We start from the raw sequence: 18181 nt of genomic DNA on the forward strand, positions 1-18181 counted from the left end.
AGGTGACGTATGCCGTTATTAGATAGCTTTACTGTCGACCATACCCGTATGGAAGCACCTGCAGTCCGTGTCGCGAAGACCATGCACACCCCGCACGGCGACACGATCACCGTTTTCGATCTGCGCTTCTGCGTGCCGAACAAAGAAGTGATGCCGGAAAAAGGTATTCACACGCTGGAGCACCTGTTCGCGGGTTTCATGCGCGATCACCTGAACGGCAACGGCGTTGAGATTATCGACATCTCCCCGATGGGCTGCCGTACCGGCTTCTACATGAGCCTGATTGGTGTGCCTGATGAGACGCGCGTTGCGGACGCGTGGAAAGCGGCGATGCAGGACGTGCTGAAGGTGAAAGAGCAGAACCAGATCCCTGAGCTGAACGTTTACCAGTGCGGGACTTACCAGATGCACTCTCTGGAAGAAGCGCAGGAGATCGCGCGTCACATCATCGAGCGTGACGTTCGCGTGAACAGCAACGACGAGCTGGCCCTGCCAAAAGAAAAACTGCAGGAACTGCACATCTAGTGCACCTTTTCCCTCTCCCACAGGGAGAGGGTAGGGTGAGGGTGGTTTAACCCCATGACCACAACCTCAACTTTCTCCTTTACCCATCGCCCCCTCGTTCCGTTCGCCCATGATTACGTTCATGGCGACAGCGAGCCGTGGCACCAGCACGACTGCGCGCAGCTGCTGCACAGCCTGAGCGGCGTGGTGCGGGTTGATACCGCATCCGGCTGCTGGGTGGTGCCGCCCGGGCGCGGCGTCTGGCTACCGGCAGGGACGCCGCACTCCCTTCGCATCACCGGCAACGTTGCCGCCCGTACGCTGTTTATCGATCCGCTGGCGCGCGCCGATCTCCCGGCGACCTGTCAGATCGTGCAGATCTCACCCCTGTTGCGCGAGCTGATCCTCACCAGCCTGACGCTCCCGGCATCTTACTCGCCCGGCAGCCGCGATGAACGGGTGTATGAGCTGATCCTCGATGAAATTCGCATCATGCCGGTGCTGCCGTTTCACCTACCGGAGCCGGAAAGTGAAGCATTGCGTCATCTTTGTCGTCACATCCGCCAGACCGCAGGGGAGAGCTGGAGCAGCACGCAGGCCGCGAGCATGATGGGAATGAGCGAACGCACCCTGAACCGCCATTTTCAGCAGCAGACCGGATTAAGCTACAGCGAGTGGGTGAGAAGGGCGCGCCTGCTGGAAGCCTTAGTGCGGCTGGCGCAGGGCCAGCCGGTGCTGCGCGTGGCGCTTGATCTGGGCTACGGCAGCCACAGCGCGTTCACGGCAATGTTTCGCCGGGTGATGGGCATTTCCCCCAGCGATTACTTTAAGAACGACTGACGGCGTTAAACAGCGCCTGAATCGACGCGCGCGCCACGTCGCTGTCAATGCCCACGCCCCAGCGGCTGCTGCCGTCCTGGAACAGGCAGCGGATATAGGCCACCGAGCGGCTATCGCTGCGCTCGCCCAGCGTATGCTCGTGATAGTCCTTAATCACAAACGGGGCGTTAACCCAGCGGCTCAGGCCGTGAGCGGCGGCAGAGAGCAGCCCGTTGCCCTGACCCTCCAGCTGGCGCGTTCCCCCCTGCGTGGCAACGCTTGCCGTTAAGCGCAACTGGCCGTCCTGCTGGCTGTCGCTGCGGTAGGATTGCAGCGCAAACTGCGGCGTCGCCACCAGCCCGTAGCGAGCGCGGAACAGCTGCCAGAGCGCATTCTGCGTCATCTCTTTCCCGTGGCTATCGGTTTCCTGCTGCACGTGCTGGCTAAAGTCCTGCTGCAGGGCGCGGGGCAGCTTCAGTCCGTGGTTTTGCTCGATAAGCCACGCGCTGCCGCTTTTCCCTGACTGGCTGTTCACGCGGATCACCGCTTCGTAGGTGCAGCCGATATCCTGCGGATCGACGGGCAGATAGGGCATCTCCCAGCGCTCGCCAGGCCTGCGGGCATCAAAGCCTTTTTTGATCGCGTCCTGGTGTGAGCCGGAGAAGGCGGTATAGGCCAGCCGACCCGCCCACGGATGGCGCGGATGCACCGGCAGCTGGTTGCAGGCTTCCACCACTTCCACCACCCGGTTCATGTCGCTGAAGTCCAGATTTGGGCTAACGCCCTGGCTGTAGAGATTCATTGCCAGCGTCACCAGGCAGACGTTGCCCGTGCGCTCCCCGTTGCCAAACAGGCAGCCCTCCACGCGGTCTGCGCCTGCCATCACGGCCAGCTCGGCGCTGGCCACGCCGGTTCCGCGGTCGTTATGCGGATGCACGCTGATGCAGACGTCGGCGCGGCGGCTGAAGTGGCGGCAGAAATACTCGATCTGATCGGCATAGACGTTTGGCGTGCTCACCTCGACGGTGGCGGGCAGGTTGATTACCATCGGACGCTCGGCGCACGGCTGCCAGATTTCTGCCACCGCCTCACAAATCTCCAGCGCAAACTCCGGTTCGGTAAAGCAGAAGGTCTCCGGTGAATACTCATACTGCCAGCGGGTGTCCGGGTTCTCTTCGCACAGCTGGCGGATGAGGCGCGTGGAGCGCGTGGCCAGCTCGACGATCTGCGCTTTCTCCATGCCGAACACCAGGCGGCGGAACAGCGGGGCGGTAGCGTTATAGAGGTGCACGGTGGCCTGTTTCGCGCCGCGCAGTGATTCGAAAGTGCGATGAATAAGATCTTCCCGCGCCTGGGTCAGCACCTGAATCGTGACGTCATCCGGAATGCGGTTCTCTTCAATCAGCTGGCGAACAAAGTTGAAGTCCGTCAGCGAGGCGGAAGGAAAAGCGACCTCGATCTCTTTGAATCCGCAGCCGATCAGCAGGTCCCAGAACTGCAGCTTGCGCGCGCTGTCCATCGGCTCGGCAAGCGCCTGGTTGCCGTCGCGCAGATCGGTTGAAAGCCAGCGCGGCGCGCGGGTGATGCGCTGCTCCGGCCAGCGGCGGTCGGGCAGAGACATGACGGGATAAGGTTGGTATTTGTCGGCGGGTGTATTCAGCATGATGCGCTCCTGTTGTCTTTTCACTATCGTGAATCGATTTCAGAAGCGCTGCTTTATCGGAAATGACAATCGCTGTTGCGTTTTGGACACGGTGCGGTTTTTTGCCGGATGGCGGCTACGCCTTATCCGGCCTACGTTCGTAGGCCCGGTAAGCGCAGCGCCACCGGGCAACCGTCGCACAGGACTAGTGCGCGCCACCGCCCCCGCTGCCGGCACCAAACGGGGGTTTAGCAAACCACACCAGCCCCAGGAGGACGAGGAAGATCCCCGCCGATATCCAGAAAATCTCGTTTGCCGAGATAATCAGCCCCTGGTTGGTGATCTGCTGGGCAATCCACCCTGACGCCTGCTGCTCCGTCATCCCCATTCCCTGCAGCTGGTTGTACATCTGCTGAGAGTTCGGGTTGAACGGATTCACCGCTTCGGTCAGCTGGGCATGGTGCATCGATTCACGGTTGGTCCACAGGGTGGTGGTGATCGACGTACCGATCGAGCCCGCCAGCGTTCGCGTAAAGTTCGACAGGCTGGATGCCGCCGCCATGCGCTCGGGCGGCAAGCCGGAAAGCGTGATGGTCGTCAGCGGCATAAAGAAACACGCCACGGCAAAGCCCTGAATAAACTGCGGCCACGCGGACGCGCCAAAGTCCATTCCCGGTTCAAACGTATACGCGCGCCAGTAGAAGCACACGGCGTACATGATAAAGCTGAACGTCACCAGCCTGCGCATGTCGAGCTTGTGGGCGAAGCGGCCAATAATCGGCGACAGCAGAACCGGAATCAATCCAACCGGCGCCGAGGCTAAGCCTGCCCAGGTTGCGGTATAGCCGTATACCTCCTGCAACAGCTGCGGCAGCAGTACAATCGCGCCGAAGTAAAGCATGTAGGCGAGGCTGATACACAGACAGCCGATGGTGAAGTTTCGCGACTTAAACAGCGACAGGTCGACTATCGGGTTATCGTCCGTCAGCTCCCAGACGATCAGGAAGCTCAGCGACACCACCGCGACAATGGTCAGGATGATGATCTCCCGCGAGTTGAACCAGTCCAGCTCTTTGCCCTGGTCGAGCATGACCTGCAGGCTACCGATGCCGACAACCAGCAGGGCCAGACCAATGGCGTCGATACGCCGCTGTTCCGTTCGCGTTTCCCGGCCGCGCAGCGACTGCAGCGTCATCATGACCACGATGGCGCCAATCGGCACGTTGATGAAGAAGATCCAGCCCCAGTGATAGTTGTCGCTGATGTAGCCGCCTAAGATAGGCCCGCAAATCGGCGCGACAATCACGGTCATCGACCACAGCGCCAGCGCGATAGAGCGTTTGGCGGGCGGGTAGTTGTTCAGCAGCAAACTCTGCGACAGCGGAATCAACGGCCCGGCGACAATCCCCTGAATGACGCGGAAGAAAATCAGCATCGTCAGGCTGGTGGACATGCCGCACGCCCAGGAGGCGATGACGAAGGCGATGGTTGACCAGAGGAACAACTTCACTTCACCGACGCGCTTTGCCAGCCAGCCGGTAATCGGAATAGAGATGGCGTTCGCCACCCCGAACGAGGTAATGACCCAGGTCCCCTGGCTCAACGACGAGCCAAGGTTACCGGCGATGGTCGGGATCGCCACGTTTGCGATGGTGGAGTCCAGCACCTGCATGAATGTCGCCAGCGAGAGCGCAATGGTCATGATGACCAGCTGCGCCCCTTCCAGCGGTTTTTGCGGCTTTTGCTGTTGCATAACGCTCACCTTCGGATTAACCGGCGTTTGCCTTCACGATGTCATCGATCAGCTTGTTGACCGGATCGAGGCTAATTTCACGGGCGTTACTTTCATAAGCCGGGCTGCTGCGGACCTGGCTTGCGAGGATCTGACCGTCGCGGTTGGCGGTATCTACCGTCACCAGCGTGGAAAGACCAATACGCAGCGGATGGTCAGCAAGCTGTTTTTCATCCAGCTCAATACGCACGGGCAGGCGCTGTACTACTTTGATCCAGTTACCGGTGGCGTTCTGCGCGGGCAGCAGGGAAAAGGCGCTGCCGGTCCCCATGTCCAGACCCACCACTTTACCGGTGTACTTCACGTCGTCACCGTAGATGTCGCTGACCACGGTCGCGGTCTGGCCAATGCGCATATGGGCCAGCTGCGTCTCTTTGAAGTTAGCATCTACCCACAGGTTGTTCGCCGGAACGACCGCCATCAGCGGCGTGGTGGTGCTAATCTGCGCGCCAGGCTGTACGGAACGGCGCGAGACGTAGCCGGTCATCGGGCTGACGATTTTGGTACGCTGCAGGGCAAGCCATGCGTTACGCACTTCGGTCGCGGCCTGCTTAACGGCAGGCTGGTTTTCAAGGCTTGTGCCCAGCACCATCGCCTGATTCGCATTGTACTGCTGGATCGCAACGTCCAGCTGTGCCTGCGCGCTGGCAACGGCATCGCGTGCGTGCTGCAGCTCTTCACGGCCAATCAGGTTAGCGGTGCCCAGAGGAACACGACGATTCAGGTCGCTCTGCGCCTGCGCCAGTGCGGTTTTCTGCACGTCGATGCTGGCCTGAAGCTGTTTACTGTTAATCATCAGCTGGCGGGTTTGACGAACGCTGGACGCCAGCTCCGTCTGTGCTTTTTCAAACGCCTGCTGGGCGTCCGTCGGATCGAGCGTGACCAGCACATCGCCTTTTTGCACAAAGTCGGTATTGTCAGCCCAGACTTTCGTCACGCTGCCCGACACCTGCGCCATAATTTGTACCTGGTTCCCTGCCACGTATGCATCGTCTGTCTCTTCAGCATGACGCAATACTAAAAACCAATAGATCCCATATGCCACGGCAATAATAATAAAGAGCAAGGTCAGCAGAAGAAGGGCGCTCTTACGTTTGCCTTTCTTGTTGACCGGTTGCTGCGGGGTTGTGTTCTCCGCATTTGCGCTCATTGTTGTTCTCCACGATCTTCTTATTTTCACATCGGCTGAGCCGACCTGTTGTCAGAAAGGCCAGCAGTGTGACGTGCTGGCCTGTCGGTTTTCTTATAAATCTGGATTGTCGAGAGTGTCGTCGCGTTAGCGCAGCGCCTCAAGAATAACGCCGTCTTCATCCATCTGATCCAGACGGGTCAGCAGCTTGCGAGTGATGTGCTCAAGCTGGTCGCGCTCGGCGGTGCTGAGAACAGACCAGAGTTGGTGCAGACAGTTGTGCTGAGGCGGTAATACCTCACGCAGGAATTCGTGACCTTTGTCGGTCAGCTGCAGGTGCAGGCAGCGGCGATCGTTGTCGCTTTCACGGCGCTCAATCCAGCCGCGTTTTTCCAGCTCATCCGCGATACGGGTCGCGTTAGTGCGGGATGAACCCAGCGCGCAGCTCAGCTCAGACGGCTGAATGCTGTGGTTCTCCTGAGACTCCAGGGTAATCAACGCCATAAATAACGTCTCGTTAATCCCTTGAGCTTTCAGCATCTTATTACGGTTGTCCAGCAGTTTCCCCTGCATGTGCATGCACAGGCGGGTCAGCAGGATTTCCTGATACGGGAACTCCTCGTGACGACTGGCGCGGAATTTAAGCATTTGTTCAATGGGCGTAAACGAACTATCCATTTGGGCATAACCTCATTAATTACAGCCGATATAGTAACGACAGTGACAAATAATGTAAATGAATTATTTGTGCGGTTATATCCGCCAAATGTATGTCACCATCAGAAAGCGCCGGGTAAGTCCGTGACCCGGTGAGCACAGAAAGCGTAGGGAGTGAACCCATAGAAGAGAGGAGGTGAGGATGGGGGTCTGAACTATTCATGCCGGTACTAAATATGTCACCCACATTAAAATTTCTGGGATAAATGATTGCGTTTACATTAACAGATGCAGGACCCCTTTACACCCCAAGAGGTCCAAAGCAATGTAAATCTTAGTGAATCGCCTCCTGGCGATGATAGCCACGCCACCATACAAGCAGGTTCAGCGCGGCGACGATGGCTCCAATCGAACACACGCCTGCCCAGCCCGCATGCTGCCATGCCGAGGCTGATATTAATGAGCCCGCCGCCCCGCCGATGAAGTAGCTGGTCATGTAACCGGCGGTCAAACGGTTACGCGCGTCCGGCTTCACGCGGTAGATAACGGTCTGGTTGGTGATATGTACGCCCTGCACGGTGAGGTCGAGCACCAGAATCCCGACGATCAGCGCCAGTACGGAGGCATGTCCGTACCAGATCGCTGCCCATGAAAGAAGAAGTAAGACCAGCCCTGCGGAGGTGGTCATGTGTGATTTGCCTTTATCGGCCAGCCCACCGGCCGGACGCGCGCCCAGCGCGCCTGCGGCACCTGCCAGGCCAAACAGGCCAATCACCCCTTCGGAATAGTTGAACGGCGGGGAGGCCAGCAAAAAGGCCATCGACGTCCAGAGAATGCTGAAGTTGGCGAAGGTTAAACAGCCAAGCAGTGCGCGGGTACGCAGCAGTTTATCCTGCGTGAACAGGCTGAATACGGAAGCCAGAAGCTGCGGATAGTTCAGGTGGTTTTCATGCTTCACTTTCGGCAGGCCGCGCCACAGCGCCAGCGCCATGACGACCATCAGCACGCTCGCCACCCAGTAAACGGTGCGCCAGCCGCCCAGGCTTGCCAGCAGTCCGGCAACGGTACGCGCCAGTAAGATCCCCAGCAGCAGCCCGCTCATGATGGTGCCCACCACCTTGCCGCGTTTTTCCGGCGCGGCGAGCGTTGCCGCCAGCGGCACCAGAATTTGCGCGACGACGGAGAACAGCCCCGTCAGCGCGGTGCCGATAATCATCATCGTCAGCGACTGGCTGCTGGCGGTGATCAGCATCCCGCCCGCGGCCAGTAAGGTCATTGAGACAATCAGCATCCGGCGCTCAAACATATCGCCGAGCGGCACCAGGAACAGCAGCCCTGCGGCATAGCCAAGCTGTGCAGCGGTGACGATAAAACCGGCGGAGCTGGCGGAGAGATTGAACGCGCGGGCGATGGTGTCGAGAAGAGGTTGCGCATAATAGTTGCTGGCGACCGCCAGACCCGTTGCCACGGACATTAAAAGAATCAGTGCCGGGCTAAGCCCGTGAGTGGTTTTAGTCATTATGTTCAGGGATCGTAAGTTAAGTGATTATTTTTCCGGAAACATAATAACCAATGATTGTGAACGTTGGGGGATTGTTACGTGCTGGATTGTGCGGTTTAGGTTGGGTGCGGTTTGATCCCCTCACCCTATCCCTCTCCCCAAAGGGGAGAGGGGATTTTATACACCCTCTCCCCTTTGGGGAGAGGGCAGGGTGAGGGGTAGTATTTTTACTTCTGCGCCGCAAGCGCCTCTTTCACCCAGCCGTCAAACAGCTGCTGGTGGGCTTTGATCCAGCCGTCAACGTGGCCTTTCACATCCGCCTCAGACGATTTGCCCTCGTGCATCATGGCGTTCTGGGCGTTGATGTCCGCCAGCGGCAGCTTCATTACCGAGAACAGCTTCGCCGCGGCCGGGTTTTTCTCCGCCCAGGCTTTGTTGGCCACGATATGCATCGTGTTCACCGGGAAGCCATAGTTCATGCCGTTCGGCAGCTTAGTGTCGATATCCTTCTGCTCGCCCGGCAGGGAGGAGAACGGCACCTGCAGCCACACCACGTCTTTACCCGGCTTCAGCACGTCGCTCACCCAGTACGGGGTCCAGGTGTAGTAGATAACCGGCTTGCCCTCTTTGAAGCGGGCAATGGTATCGGCCATCATCGCGGAGTAGTTGCCGTGGCTCACGTCGACCGTTTTCGCCAGATCGAACGCTTTGTTCTGGTGGTTAATCACCGCTTCGCAGCCCCAGCCCGGCGAGCAGCCCATCATGTCGGCCTTGCCGTCGCCGTTGGTGTCGAACAGTTTGGCGATCTTCGGATCTTTCAGCTGTTCAATATTGGTGATGTGATACTTATCGGCGGTTTTCTTGTCGATCAGATAACCCTGCGCCGCACCGGTCACGAAGGTGCCTTCGCGATAGAATTTCTTGTCGCCCCCGGCGGCGGCATACATGTCGTCGTGCAGCGGCTGCCAGTTCACGGCGGTAAAGGTGGCGTCACCGGAGGCAATCGAGGTATAGCCCACGTTGTAGTCCACTTCGCTGGCGGTATTCACCGTATAGCCCAGCTTCTCCAGCGCGCGGCTGACGATCTGAGTCTGGAAACTCTCTTCCGAAATGGTGCTCTGCACCGGCTGAACGGTAATGCCTTTACCCGGCAGCTCGGCCGCAAAGGTGCTGGTGGAGACAAGGGTCGCAAACGCTGAGGCAAAAAGTACGCTATGTCGCATCGTTGTTCCTTATTTTATGAATGGGCGGGTGAGTAACCCGACAGGGCCGGTGGTATACCAGCGACGGTTGCCGCGACTGCGTGAATCACGACCGACAGCCTGCGTCAGGCGGTCAAGAATAATGGCGAGGATCACAATGCCGACGCCGCCGACGGTGGCCAGCCCCATGTCGAGACGGCCAATGCCGCGCAGCACCATCTGACCCAGGCCGCCAACGGCAATCATCGAAGCGATCACCACCATCGACAGGGCCAGCATCAGCGTCTGGTTTACGCCCGCCATGATGGTTGGCATTGCCAGCGGAAGCTGAACTTTAAACAGCATCTGGCGCGGGCTAGCACCGAACGAGCGCGACGCTTCGATCAGATCCGCAGGTACCTGGTTAATCCCCAGAATGGTCAGACGAATAATCGGCGGCAGGGCGAAGATAATGGTCACCACCACGCCCGGCACGTTGCCGATGCCGAACAGCATCACGATAGGCACCAGGTAGACGAACGCTGGCGTGGTCTGCATCGCATCCAGCAGCGGGCGAATAATCTTCGCCGCCCGCGGGCTGCGCGCCAGCCAGATCCCCATCGGCAGGCCTATCACCACGCAGAAGAGCAGGGCGGTCAGCACCAGCGCCAGGGTGATCATTGCCTGCGACCACGCGCCAATCGCGCCGATGGCAATCAGGGAGATCAGCGTGGCGATCCCCATGCCCGCGCTGCCGATCTGCCAGGCGATCAGGGAGAACAGGATGATGGCGACCGGGGCCGGCATGCCCAGCATCAGCTGCTGGAAGCCGTTGAGGATGTAATCCACCGGGACGCGGATGCCCTGGAAGACCGGACGGAAGTGGGTGACCACCCAGTCGATCCCCTCCGTGACCCAGCTGTCCAGCGGGATCAGCGTCTTGTGGAACGGGTCCATAATGTTGAAGTGTTCTGGCGCAGGCGCAGGCGCGCTGTTGAGCCAGTCAGCTGCACCGCCGCCATCGGCAGGAGCAGGCGTGGAACCCCACGCGTCGGCAGATTGCGCAGCGCTGTCCGCTGCTTCAGTGGTTCCCCACGGGTTAGATTGATCGGTCATTGTGTGCCCCCTCGCGATCTAAAGCCTGCAGCAGCATCCGTTTTGAGATGATGCCGACGTACTGTTGTTCCTCACCGACGACCGGTACGGCGCACGGCGCCTGGCCCACGTGTGAGAGCAACTCGCTGAGCGGCGTTTCGGCGTCCACGGCAAGCGGAGCGTCGATTAACGCCGCATCGATCCCCTGATTTTCGCCCAGAGCGGTTTTCAGGGAGTCGATGGAGACAATGCCGACAAACTTATTGCCGCGTTCGACCAGATAACCGTATTCACGGTCTTCATCCTGCAGCAGCTTAAGCGCGGAGCGCGGGCCGAAGCCTGGCGTTTTACGAATAATGCCGTTCGGGGAACGACGGGCAATATCTTTAGCGCTAAAGACCTGACTAATATCCACGCCGCGGAAGAAGGTGCGGACATAATCATTCGCCGGATTATTCAGAATTTCATCCGGTGTCCCCACCTGCACGACTTCACCGTTTTGCATAATGGCAATACGATCGCCAATACGCATGGCTTCATCCAGATCGTGGGAAATAAAGACAACGGTGCGCTGATGTTTTGCCTGTAATTTTACCAGTTCATCCTGCATCTCGGTGCGAATTAATGGGTCGAGGGCGGAGAAGGCTTCATCCATTAATAATATGTCTGGATTAATGGCTAATGCACGGGCTAATCCCACGCGCTGGCGCATACCGCCAGAAAGTTCATCCGGATAACCGTGAGCGTAATTTTCAAGCCCTACCTGACGCAGCGCGTCGAGCGCTTTTTCATGACGTTCCTGAGCAGGCACGCCCGCTAATTCCATACCAAACGCGGTATTGTCCAGCACCGTCAGATGCGGCATCAGCGCGAATGACTGAAACACCATTGCAATCTTTTTTCTGCGCACCTCGCGAAGCTCTGCGGCCGATATTTTGGCGATATCCACACCGTCAATCAGCACCTGTCCGCGGGTGGGTTCAATCAGGCGATTGAGAAGGCGAACCATAGTGGATTTACCCGAGCCGGATAATCCCATGATGACAAAAATCTCGCCTTCTTCAATGGCCAGACTGGCGTCTTTAACGCCAAGCGATAGCCCGGTTTTTTCCAGAATTTGCTCTTTCGAAAGGCCTTTCTCAATATATTTGAATGCGCGCTGTGGATGCTCGCCAAATACTTTATAAAGATTTTTCACTTCTAATTTAATTGCCATGCAATAGAGAGTGTCCTGTTATTTGTTTATGTCGATATGATTACCATGGTAAATAGTTAACTGGCATTACCCTAACATACTGAGAATCTGAGACAACCCTGAGCCCGCCATAAGCGCGAATTTTGCCACAAGCGAAACGGCTGAATTACCCATGAGTAAAGGGCTGAGGGTGGTTTGAATTTTTCTGAATTTTTTACCGCAGCATCGGGAAATATCACCTGAATCGGCGTGATTCAGGTGAATATGAAGCGGAAATTACAGTGTAGATGACATGGAAATATTATGGGGATAATGCGGGGATTTATATTAAATTAATGAACGTTATTTTCCCCTCACCCTATCCCTCTCCCCGGAGGGGAGAGGGGATCGCTCCGTACCGTTTTTTCTCCCTCGCCCCTTTGGGGAGAGGGCGGGGTGAGGGGAGGGGAAAACATTAAAAATCCCAATCCTCATCTTCCGTTTCCACCGCCTTGCCCATTACGTACGACGAGCCGGACCCGGAGAAGAAGTCATGGTTTTCGTCGGCATTGGGCGACAGCGCCGCCAGAATCGCCGGGTTGACTTCCGCCATTTCTGGCGGGAACAGCGCCTCATAGCCCAGGTTCATCAGCGCCTTGTTGGCGTTGTAGCATAGGAAGGCTTTCACGTCCTCCTCCCAGCCGCTGCCGGCGTACAGTTCCTCGGTGTAGCTCAGCTCGTTGTCGTAGAGATCCATCAGCAAATCGAGGGCAAATCCTTTAAGTTCCTCGCGTTTTTCCGGGCTGACTTTCTCCAGCCCTTTCTGATACTTATAGCCAATGTAATACCCGTGTACCGCTTCATCGCGGATGATGAGGCGGATCAGGTCGGCGGTGTTGGTGAGCTTGCCCCGGCTCGACCAGTACATCGGCAGCCAGAAGCCGGAATAGAAGAGGAAAGATTCCAGAAACACGCTGGCGATCTTTTTCTTCAGCGGCTCGTCGGCGCAGTAGTACTCCAGCACCAGATCGGCCTTGCGCTGCAGCGATGCGCTCTCTTCACTCCAGGCGTAGGCCGCGTCCACGTCTTTGGTCTGGCACAGCGTCGAGAAAATCGAGCTGTAGGAGCGGGCATGGACCGCCTCCATAAAGCTGATGTTCGACATCACGGCTTCTTCGTGCGGCGTCAGCGCATCCGCCATCAGCGCAGGCGCGCCGACGGTGTTTTGAATGGTGTCCAGCAGCGTCAGGCCGGTGAAAACGCGGATCGTCAGCTGCTGCTCGGCGTGGCTCAGCGTTTGCCAGGCCGGAATATCGTTTGAAAGGGGCACCTTTTCCGGCAGCCAGAAGTTGCTGGTCAGGCGGTTCCACACCTCAAGGTCTTTGTCGTCCTGAATTTTGTTCCAGTTAACGGCACTCACGCGTGACAGTTTCATCCTTTCTCCTTACAGCGCGCAGGACACGCAGCCTTCAATTTCGGTGCCTTCCAGCGCGAGCTGGCGCAGGCGAATGTAGTACAGCGACTTAATGCCTTTTTTCCAGGCATAAATCTGCGCCTTGTTGATATCGCGGGTGGTGGCGGTATCCGGGAAGAAGAGCGTCAGCGACAGCCCCTGATCCACGTGCTTCGTTGCCTCCGCGTAGGTATCGATGATTTTTTCCGGGCCGATCTCATACGCGTCCTGATAGAGCGCCAGGTTCTCATTGGTCATAAACGGGGCGGGGTAGTAAACGCGCCCGGTTTTGCCTTCCTTACGGATTTCAATTTTTGACACGATCGGGTGAATGCTCGACGTGGCGTGGTTGATGTAGGAAATCGAGCCGGTTGGCGGCACCGCCTGCAGGTTCTGGTTGTAGATGCCGTAGCGCATCACGTCATCGCGCAGCTGCTGCCACATCTCGCGCGTCGGCAGGGTTATCCCCGCGCGGGCGAACAGGGCCCGCACTTTTTCGGTTTTCGGCTGCCAGTCGCCTTCAAGGTACTGGCTGAAATACTCCCCGCTGGCGTAGCGCGACTGCTCAAAGCCCGCGAAGTGCTGGTTACGCTCGCGCGCCAGCATCATCGACGTATTAAGCGCGTGCCAGGTGACGGTGTAGAAATAGAGGTTGGTGAAATCCAGCCCCTCCGGGCTGCCGTAGGCAATGCCTTCCCGCGCCAGATAGCCGTGCAGGTTCATCTGCCCCAGCCCGATGGCGTGGGACGCGGCGTTGCCCGCCTCAATGGACGGCACGCTGCGAATGTGGCTCATGTCGGACACCGCCGTCAGCCCGCGGATGGCGGTCTCTACCGTGCGGCCAAAGTCGGGTGAATCCATGGTGTGGGCAATATTCAGCGACCCGAGGTTGCAGGAGATATCTTTCCCGATATCCGCGTAGTCGAGGTTTTCGTCATAGGTTGACGCGCTGTTAACCTGCAAAATCTCCGAGCACAGGTTGCTCATGTTGATGCGCCCGGCGATCGGGTTCGCGCGGTTCACCGTGTCTTCGTACATGATGTACGGATAGCCGGACTCAAACTGAATTTCCGCCAGGGTCTGGAAGAAGTCGCGGGCGTTAATGTACGTCTTGCGAATGCGATCGTCGGCCACCAGCTCGTCGTACAGTTCGCTTATCGCCACGTCGCCAAAGGCTTTGCCGTAAATTCGCTCGATGTCATAAGGGGAAAAAAGCGCCATGTCGGCATTCTCTTTGGCGAGCCGGAAGGTGATATCGGGGATCGTCACGCCGAGCGACAGGGTTTTGATGCGGATTTTTTCGTCGGCGTTCTCGCGCTTGGTATCCAGAAAACGCAGAATATCCGGATGGTGCGCGTGCAGATAAACGGCCCCCGCGCCCTGACGCGCGCCCAGCTGGTTGGCGTAAGAAAACGCATCTTCCAGCATCTTCATCACCGGGATCACGCCGGAGGACTGGTTTTCGATGCGCTTGATCGGCGCGCCCGCCTCGCGCAGGTTCGAGAGCAGAAACGCCACGCCGCCGCCGCGCTTAGAGAGCTGCAGCGCCGAGTTCACCGCGCGGCCAATCGACTCCATGTTGTCTTCGATGCGCAGCAGGAAGCAGGAAACCAGCTCGCCGCGCTGGGCTTTGCCGCAGTTGAGGAAGGTCGGCGTGGCGGGCTGGAAGCGACCGGAGAGGATCTCCTCCATCAGGCGTTCAGCCTGCGCTTCATCCCCCTGCGCCAGGGTTAACGCCACCATCACGGTGCGATCCTCGAAGCTCTCTAAATAGCGTTTGCCGTCGAAGGTTTTCAGGGTATAGCTGGTGTAATACTTCCACGCGCCGAGGAAGGTCTGGAAACGGAAACCGCTGGCGTGCGCGCGTTCAAACAGCGTCACGACAAAGTCGCGATCGTAGCGGGTCAACACGCGTTCTTCGTAGTAGCCCTCTTTTACCAGATAGTCGAGACGCTCCTGCTGGCTGCCAAACGTTACGGTATTCGGGCGAACGTGAGCGGCAAAAAACGCGTCGACCGCCTCGTGGTCTTTGCCAAACTGAATTCGCCCCTCGCGATCGTACAGATTGAGCATCGCGTTTAGCGCGTGGTAATCCGGCGCAGCCTGAATTACACGTTCTGCGGTTGTCGTTGCCAAAATTCGTTCACTCCTTTACGCACGTTTTCTACGTCCTGCTGTGTCCCCATCAGTTCGAAGCGATAGAGATACGGCACGCCGCATTTTTGAGAGATGACATCCCCGGCGCGGCCAAAGGCATCGCCGAAATTGCGGTTTCCCGCCGCAATCACGCCGCGGATAAGCTGTCGATTATGAGGATCGTTCAGAAAGCGGATGACCTGGCGGGGAACCGCGCCCGCCGTCCCGCCGCCGCCATAGCTGGGCACGACCAGTATGAAGGGTTCGTCTACCTGAATACGCTCCCGCTCGTTCAGCGGAATGCGGATTGCAGGCAGCCCGACGCGCTCGATAAAGCGAAGCGTGTTTTCCGAGCTGCTGGAAAAGTAGACCAGCCCACTCATGCACTGGCGGCCTGAGCGGCGAGGCGGTTGATCATGTCCGGGCGGAAGCCAGACCAGCTGGTTTCCCCGGCAACCACGACGGGCAGCTGGCGGAAGCCTTGCGCGCGCAGAGTATCGGCAGCATCGGGAACGAGGTCGATATTCACCATCTCAAAACGTACGCCGCGGCTCTCCATCGCGCGTTTGGTGGCGTGGCACTGAACACAATCGTTACGAGTGTAAATAATAATGCTCATGATTCGTATTTCCATTTAGAATGAAAGGCTGGCGCGATTTGTCGCGTCAGGTTGTGTGTATCTTGCTAAAGGGAATACTAGATGTAGTTGTGATAAGTTTCAACCATACAAGATATGGGAAATTTAGATTGGTTATGCCCCAGCGATGAGCACGGCGGGGCAGGGCAGACTGTACGGGATTTTCAGGCGAGCGGGCAAAGAAAAGCCCCGGCGCCAGAGGCTACCGGGGCTGACAGGCCGCGCTTACTTGCGCAGGCTGAGCAGCGCGCCGACGAAAATGCCGACCGCCGCGACCGTGCCCAGCGTGCAAAGCGGTTTTTCGCGCACGAAGGTAGTGGCGCAGCTCGCCATGTCGCAGGCAGCCTGCGTGGTACGCGAGCGGCCGTTCATTCTGGCCCGCGTTTCACGCAGCAGAGACTGAGCCTTACGTTTCGCGGCATCCGCATCATCCTTCGCGTCGGTTCCCCAGGATTTCAATACATCTTCCAGGGTGTCCGCTAATTGACTGACATCATTACGAATATCCTGAGCGTCGTCATTAATATCGTTTCGGTTCGGTCTGTTAAACATACGATCCTCCATAATTTGCGTTCCCGTTTAGTGTAGTTCAGAAATTTATTATCTGAAGGGAGTCACGCCTTATCGGGCAGTTTATGGAATATTCTGAAAGCCCTGCTAATGCTGAATACTGTAAGGTTGCCGGGCAGGAATGATAATGAGGAAGAGATATGTATTTACGACCCGATGAGGTGGCGCGCGTTCTTGAAAAAGAAGGATTCACCATGGATGAGGTAACGTCAAAAGCGTACGGATATCGCCGTGGCGAGAATTATGTTTACGTTAACCGTGAAGCAAGAATGGGGCGCACCGCTCTCATTATTCACCCGACGCTGAAAGACAGAAGTTTGTCATTTGCTGAGCCCGCCTCGGATATTAAAACCTGCGATCATTATCAGCAATTTCCGCTCTATTTAGGCGGTGAAAGGCATGAGCATTATGGTATTCCGCACGGTTTCAGCTCGCGTATGGCGCTGGAGCGATTCCTGAAGGGATTGTTTGGCGACGTTCAGTAGGTTTGCGACTGGCCTGGGCCAGTCGCTTCACATTACGCTTTTGCCTGGCTGTACTGGCTGACTTTGAACAGTCGACGACAGTAGTCGAGAAAATAGCCGTAAACCGCACCCATCAACATCGAAATCACGATATTTGAGCTGACCGCAGCGGCAATCTGATGCCAGTCTGCGCCAACGACCAGCAGAATGGCGACGTAAACCGGTGACTGAAACGTCACGTACGCCAGCACGTCTGCCAGATTTTTCACCCAGCCTGCGGGGCTAATACGACGCGCAAATCGCATCACGGCATCGCGGTATAAGCCGTAAGGCCAGGCAATGATGATGTTGACCGGGATCGCGACCAGGCGAGAAGAAAGCGACTGCTCGAAGGTCATTCCGGAGAGGAATATTTCAATCAGCATGTTCACGACGGAACAGTAGACAACCATCGCGAAGGTATCCGCTACCGCGTGGCGCAGGCGAGATTGCGGTGAGAACATGTCTGAACTCCTTGAGAAGACACACGGGTAACGTTTTGCCCGCAGAAATTAGTGCTTTAGGTTGGTTTGTTTTGTGTGCATAGCGTATCTCTCTGCGTTTAAACTAACAACTAGTGATTAATTTTTATTTAATCGCCTTTTGTCCACAAAATCCTCTATGATTGTGCGATTTTTGCACGCTTCGTTATTATGTTCCTTAACCGCCGTTTTGTAATTCAAAATCAATAGCTTAAATTTTATGGATGGCGTGCGATTTTGGCTCTTATGGCCTGAAGCACAGCATTCTGCAGTTTGGCTTAAAAGTGAACATTTATATTGAAATGGGGGATATATTCCCGGGTAAACATGCAGGCACCTGTTCAGATATTTAAAATTCATATTTTAAAATACTTACAATATTGTCAAAAAGAGTGGATGGGTAGATATTGGCGGGGAAATCAATTATTCTACCCGTTGATTTTTCGACTTACCCCAAAGAAAAGGTTTTCAATTATTATGTCTTTGACGTTACAGAATCTTAATAATATCCGTACTCTGCGTGCGATGGCGCGTGAATTATCCCTGGACGTGCTCGAGGAAATGCTGGAGAAAGTCCGCATCGTTGCCGAAGAGAAACGTAGCGAACAGGCGGAATTCGAGAAACAACGTGCTGAGCAGCAGGATAAAATTAATGCGTTGCTGGAACTGATGAAAGCCGATGGTATTTCACCTTCTGATTTGCTCGGTTCAGAACGCGCTATCGCGGGTCAGCCAGCGAAAAAACGCAAAGTTCGTGAGGCGAAATATCGCTTTACCGACGTGAATGGCGAAGAGAAAACCTGGACCGGTCAGGGCCGCACGCCGAAGCCAATTGCCACTGCGCTGGCAAACGGCAAATCACTGGATGATTTCCTGATCTAATCCAGAAGCCGGGCGGAGCGCCGC

At 56.9% G+C, this 18181-nt stretch carries 18 protein-coding genes; 4 read left to right on the top strand and 14 right to left on the bottom strand.

What is annotated here, in order from left to right:
• Positions 1 to 9 precede the first annotated feature (9 nt).
• Positions 10 to 525 carry an S-ribosylhomocysteine lyase gene (gene luxS / locus E0L20_RS09720; protein WP_119935962.1) on the top strand — a complete coding sequence of 172 codons (516 nt, stop codon included), beginning with the start codon at positions 10 to 12 and terminating at the stop codon, positions 523 to 525.
• Between the two features lie 54 nt (positions 526 to 579).
• Positions 580 to 1344, top strand: coding sequence for an AraC family transcriptional regulator (locus tag E0L20_RS09725; RefSeq protein ID WP_131633773.1), 765 nt, complete (start codon positions 580 to 582; stop codon positions 1342 to 1344).
• Here the strand turns inward: E0L20_RS09725 and leuA are convergent.
• The 13 genes from leuA to E0L20_RS09785 all read right to left on the bottom strand — a co-directional run bounded on the left by leuA (position 1331) and on the right by E0L20_RS09785 (position 16272).
• Positions 1331 to 2986: a 2-isopropylmalate synthase gene (gene leuA, locus E0L20_RS09730; RefSeq protein WP_131633774.1), complete on the bottom strand. Its 1656-nt coding sequence runs from the start codon at positions 2984 to 2986 to the stop codon at positions 1331 to 1333. The two genes, E0L20_RS09725 and leuA, sit on opposite strands and share 14 nt — an antisense overlap.
• 184 nt (positions 2987 to 3170) lie before the next feature.
• Positions 3171 to 4718, bottom strand: coding sequence for a multidrug efflux MFS transporter permease subunit EmrB (gene emrB, locus E0L20_RS09735; RefSeq protein ID WP_131633775.1), 1548 nt, complete (start codon positions 4716 to 4718; stop codon positions 3171 to 3173).
• Positions 4719 to 4734: 16 nt separating this feature from the next.
• Positions 4735 to 5907, bottom strand: a complete 1173-nt coding sequence (gene emrA / locus E0L20_RS09740) for a multidrug efflux MFS transporter periplasmic adaptor subunit EmrA (protein ID WP_131633776.1) — start codon at positions 5905 to 5907, stop codon at positions 4735 to 4737.
• A gap of 126 nt (positions 5908 to 6033) precedes the next feature.
• Complete coding sequence (mprA, locus tag E0L20_RS09745) at positions 6034 to 6564, bottom strand: transcriptional repressor MprA (protein ID WP_131633777.1); 531 nt, start codon at positions 6562 to 6564, stop codon at positions 6034 to 6036.
• A gap of 313 nt (positions 6565 to 6877) precedes the next feature.
• Positions 6878 to 8062, bottom strand: coding sequence for an MFS transporter (locus E0L20_RS09750; RefSeq protein ID WP_131633778.1), 1185 nt, complete (start codon positions 8060 to 8062; stop codon positions 6878 to 6880).
• Positions 8063 to 8271: 209 nt separating this feature from the next.
• Entirely contained in the window at positions 8272 to 9267 is a 996-nt protein-coding gene (proX, locus tag E0L20_RS23860) for a glycine betaine/L-proline ABC transporter substrate-binding protein ProX (RefSeq protein WP_165500700.1), read from the bottom strand.
• A gap of 9 nt (positions 9268 to 9276) precedes the next feature.
• A complete protein-coding gene (gene proW, locus E0L20_RS23865) occupies positions 9277 to 10341 on the bottom strand; it encodes a glycine betaine/L-proline ABC transporter permease ProW (protein WP_165500701.1) in 1065 nt (354 codons plus the stop codon).
• On the bottom strand, positions 10325 to 11536 hold the full coding sequence (proV, locus tag E0L20_RS09760) for a glycine betaine/L-proline ABC transporter ATP-binding protein ProV (protein ID WP_131633779.1): 1212 nt from the start codon (positions 11534 to 11536) through the stop codon (positions 10325 to 10327). The genes proW and proV overlap by 17 nt, the downstream gene beginning before the upstream one ends.
• A 433-nt stretch (positions 11537 to 11969) precedes the next feature.
• A complete protein-coding gene (nrdF, locus tag E0L20_RS09765) occupies positions 11970 to 12929 on the bottom strand; it encodes a class 1b ribonucleoside-diphosphate reductase subunit beta (protein WP_131633780.1) in 960 nt (319 codons plus the stop codon).
• A gap of 9 nt (positions 12930 to 12938) precedes the next feature.
• Positions 12939 to 15083, bottom strand: a complete 2145-nt coding sequence (gene nrdE, locus E0L20_RS09770; protein WP_131633781.1) for a class 1b ribonucleoside-diphosphate reductase subunit alpha — start codon at positions 15081 to 15083, stop codon at positions 12939 to 12941.
• Positions 15056 to 15466, bottom strand: a complete 411-nt coding sequence (gene nrdI / locus E0L20_RS09775; protein ID WP_131633782.1) for a class Ib ribonucleoside-diphosphate reductase assembly flavoprotein NrdI — start codon at positions 15464 to 15466, stop codon at positions 15056 to 15058. Before nrdI ends, nrdE begins: the two co-directional genes overlap by 28 nt.
• Entirely contained in the window at positions 15463 to 15702 is a 240-nt protein-coding gene (gene nrdH, locus E0L20_RS09780) for a glutaredoxin-like protein NrdH (RefSeq protein WP_131633783.1), read from the bottom strand. Before nrdH ends, nrdI begins: the two co-directional genes overlap by 4 nt.
• 243 nt (positions 15703 to 15945) lie before the next feature.
• On the bottom strand, positions 15946 to 16272 hold the full coding sequence (locus E0L20_RS09785; protein ID WP_131633784.1) for a DUF883 family protein: 327 nt from the start codon (positions 16270 to 16272) through the stop codon (positions 15946 to 15948).
• Between the two features lie 158 nt (positions 16273 to 16430).
• Here E0L20_RS09785 and E0L20_RS09790 point away from each other — a divergent pair, with 158 nt between their 5' ends.
• Positions 16431 to 16775 carry a DUF2002 family protein gene (locus E0L20_RS09790; protein WP_023333165.1) on the top strand — a complete coding sequence of 115 codons (345 nt, stop codon included), beginning with the start codon at positions 16431 to 16433 and terminating at the stop codon, positions 16773 to 16775.
• A gap of 32 nt (positions 16776 to 16807) precedes the next feature.
• Here E0L20_RS09790 and alaE read toward each other — a convergent pair whose 3' ends face one another.
• Entirely contained in the window at positions 16808 to 17257 is a 450-nt protein-coding gene (alaE, locus tag E0L20_RS09795) for an L-alanine exporter AlaE (RefSeq protein ID WP_131633785.1), read from the bottom strand.
• A 495-nt stretch (positions 17258 to 17752) separates the two neighbouring features.
• On the opposite strand from alaE, the gene stpA reads away from it, so the two are divergent.
• Positions 17753 to 18157 (top strand): DNA-binding protein StpA, encoded by a 405-nt coding sequence (stpA, locus tag E0L20_RS09800; RefSeq protein ID WP_131633786.1) that lies wholly within the window; start codon positions 17753 to 17755, stop codon positions 18155 to 18157.
• The last annotated feature ends 24 nt before the right edge of the window (positions 18158 to 18181 follow it).

Source organism: Enterobacter wuhouensis, from assembly GCF_004331265.1.
In the GTDB taxonomy this organism is placed as follows: Bacteria; Pseudomonadota; Gammaproteobacteria; order Enterobacterales; family Enterobacteriaceae; genus Enterobacter; species Enterobacter wuhouensis.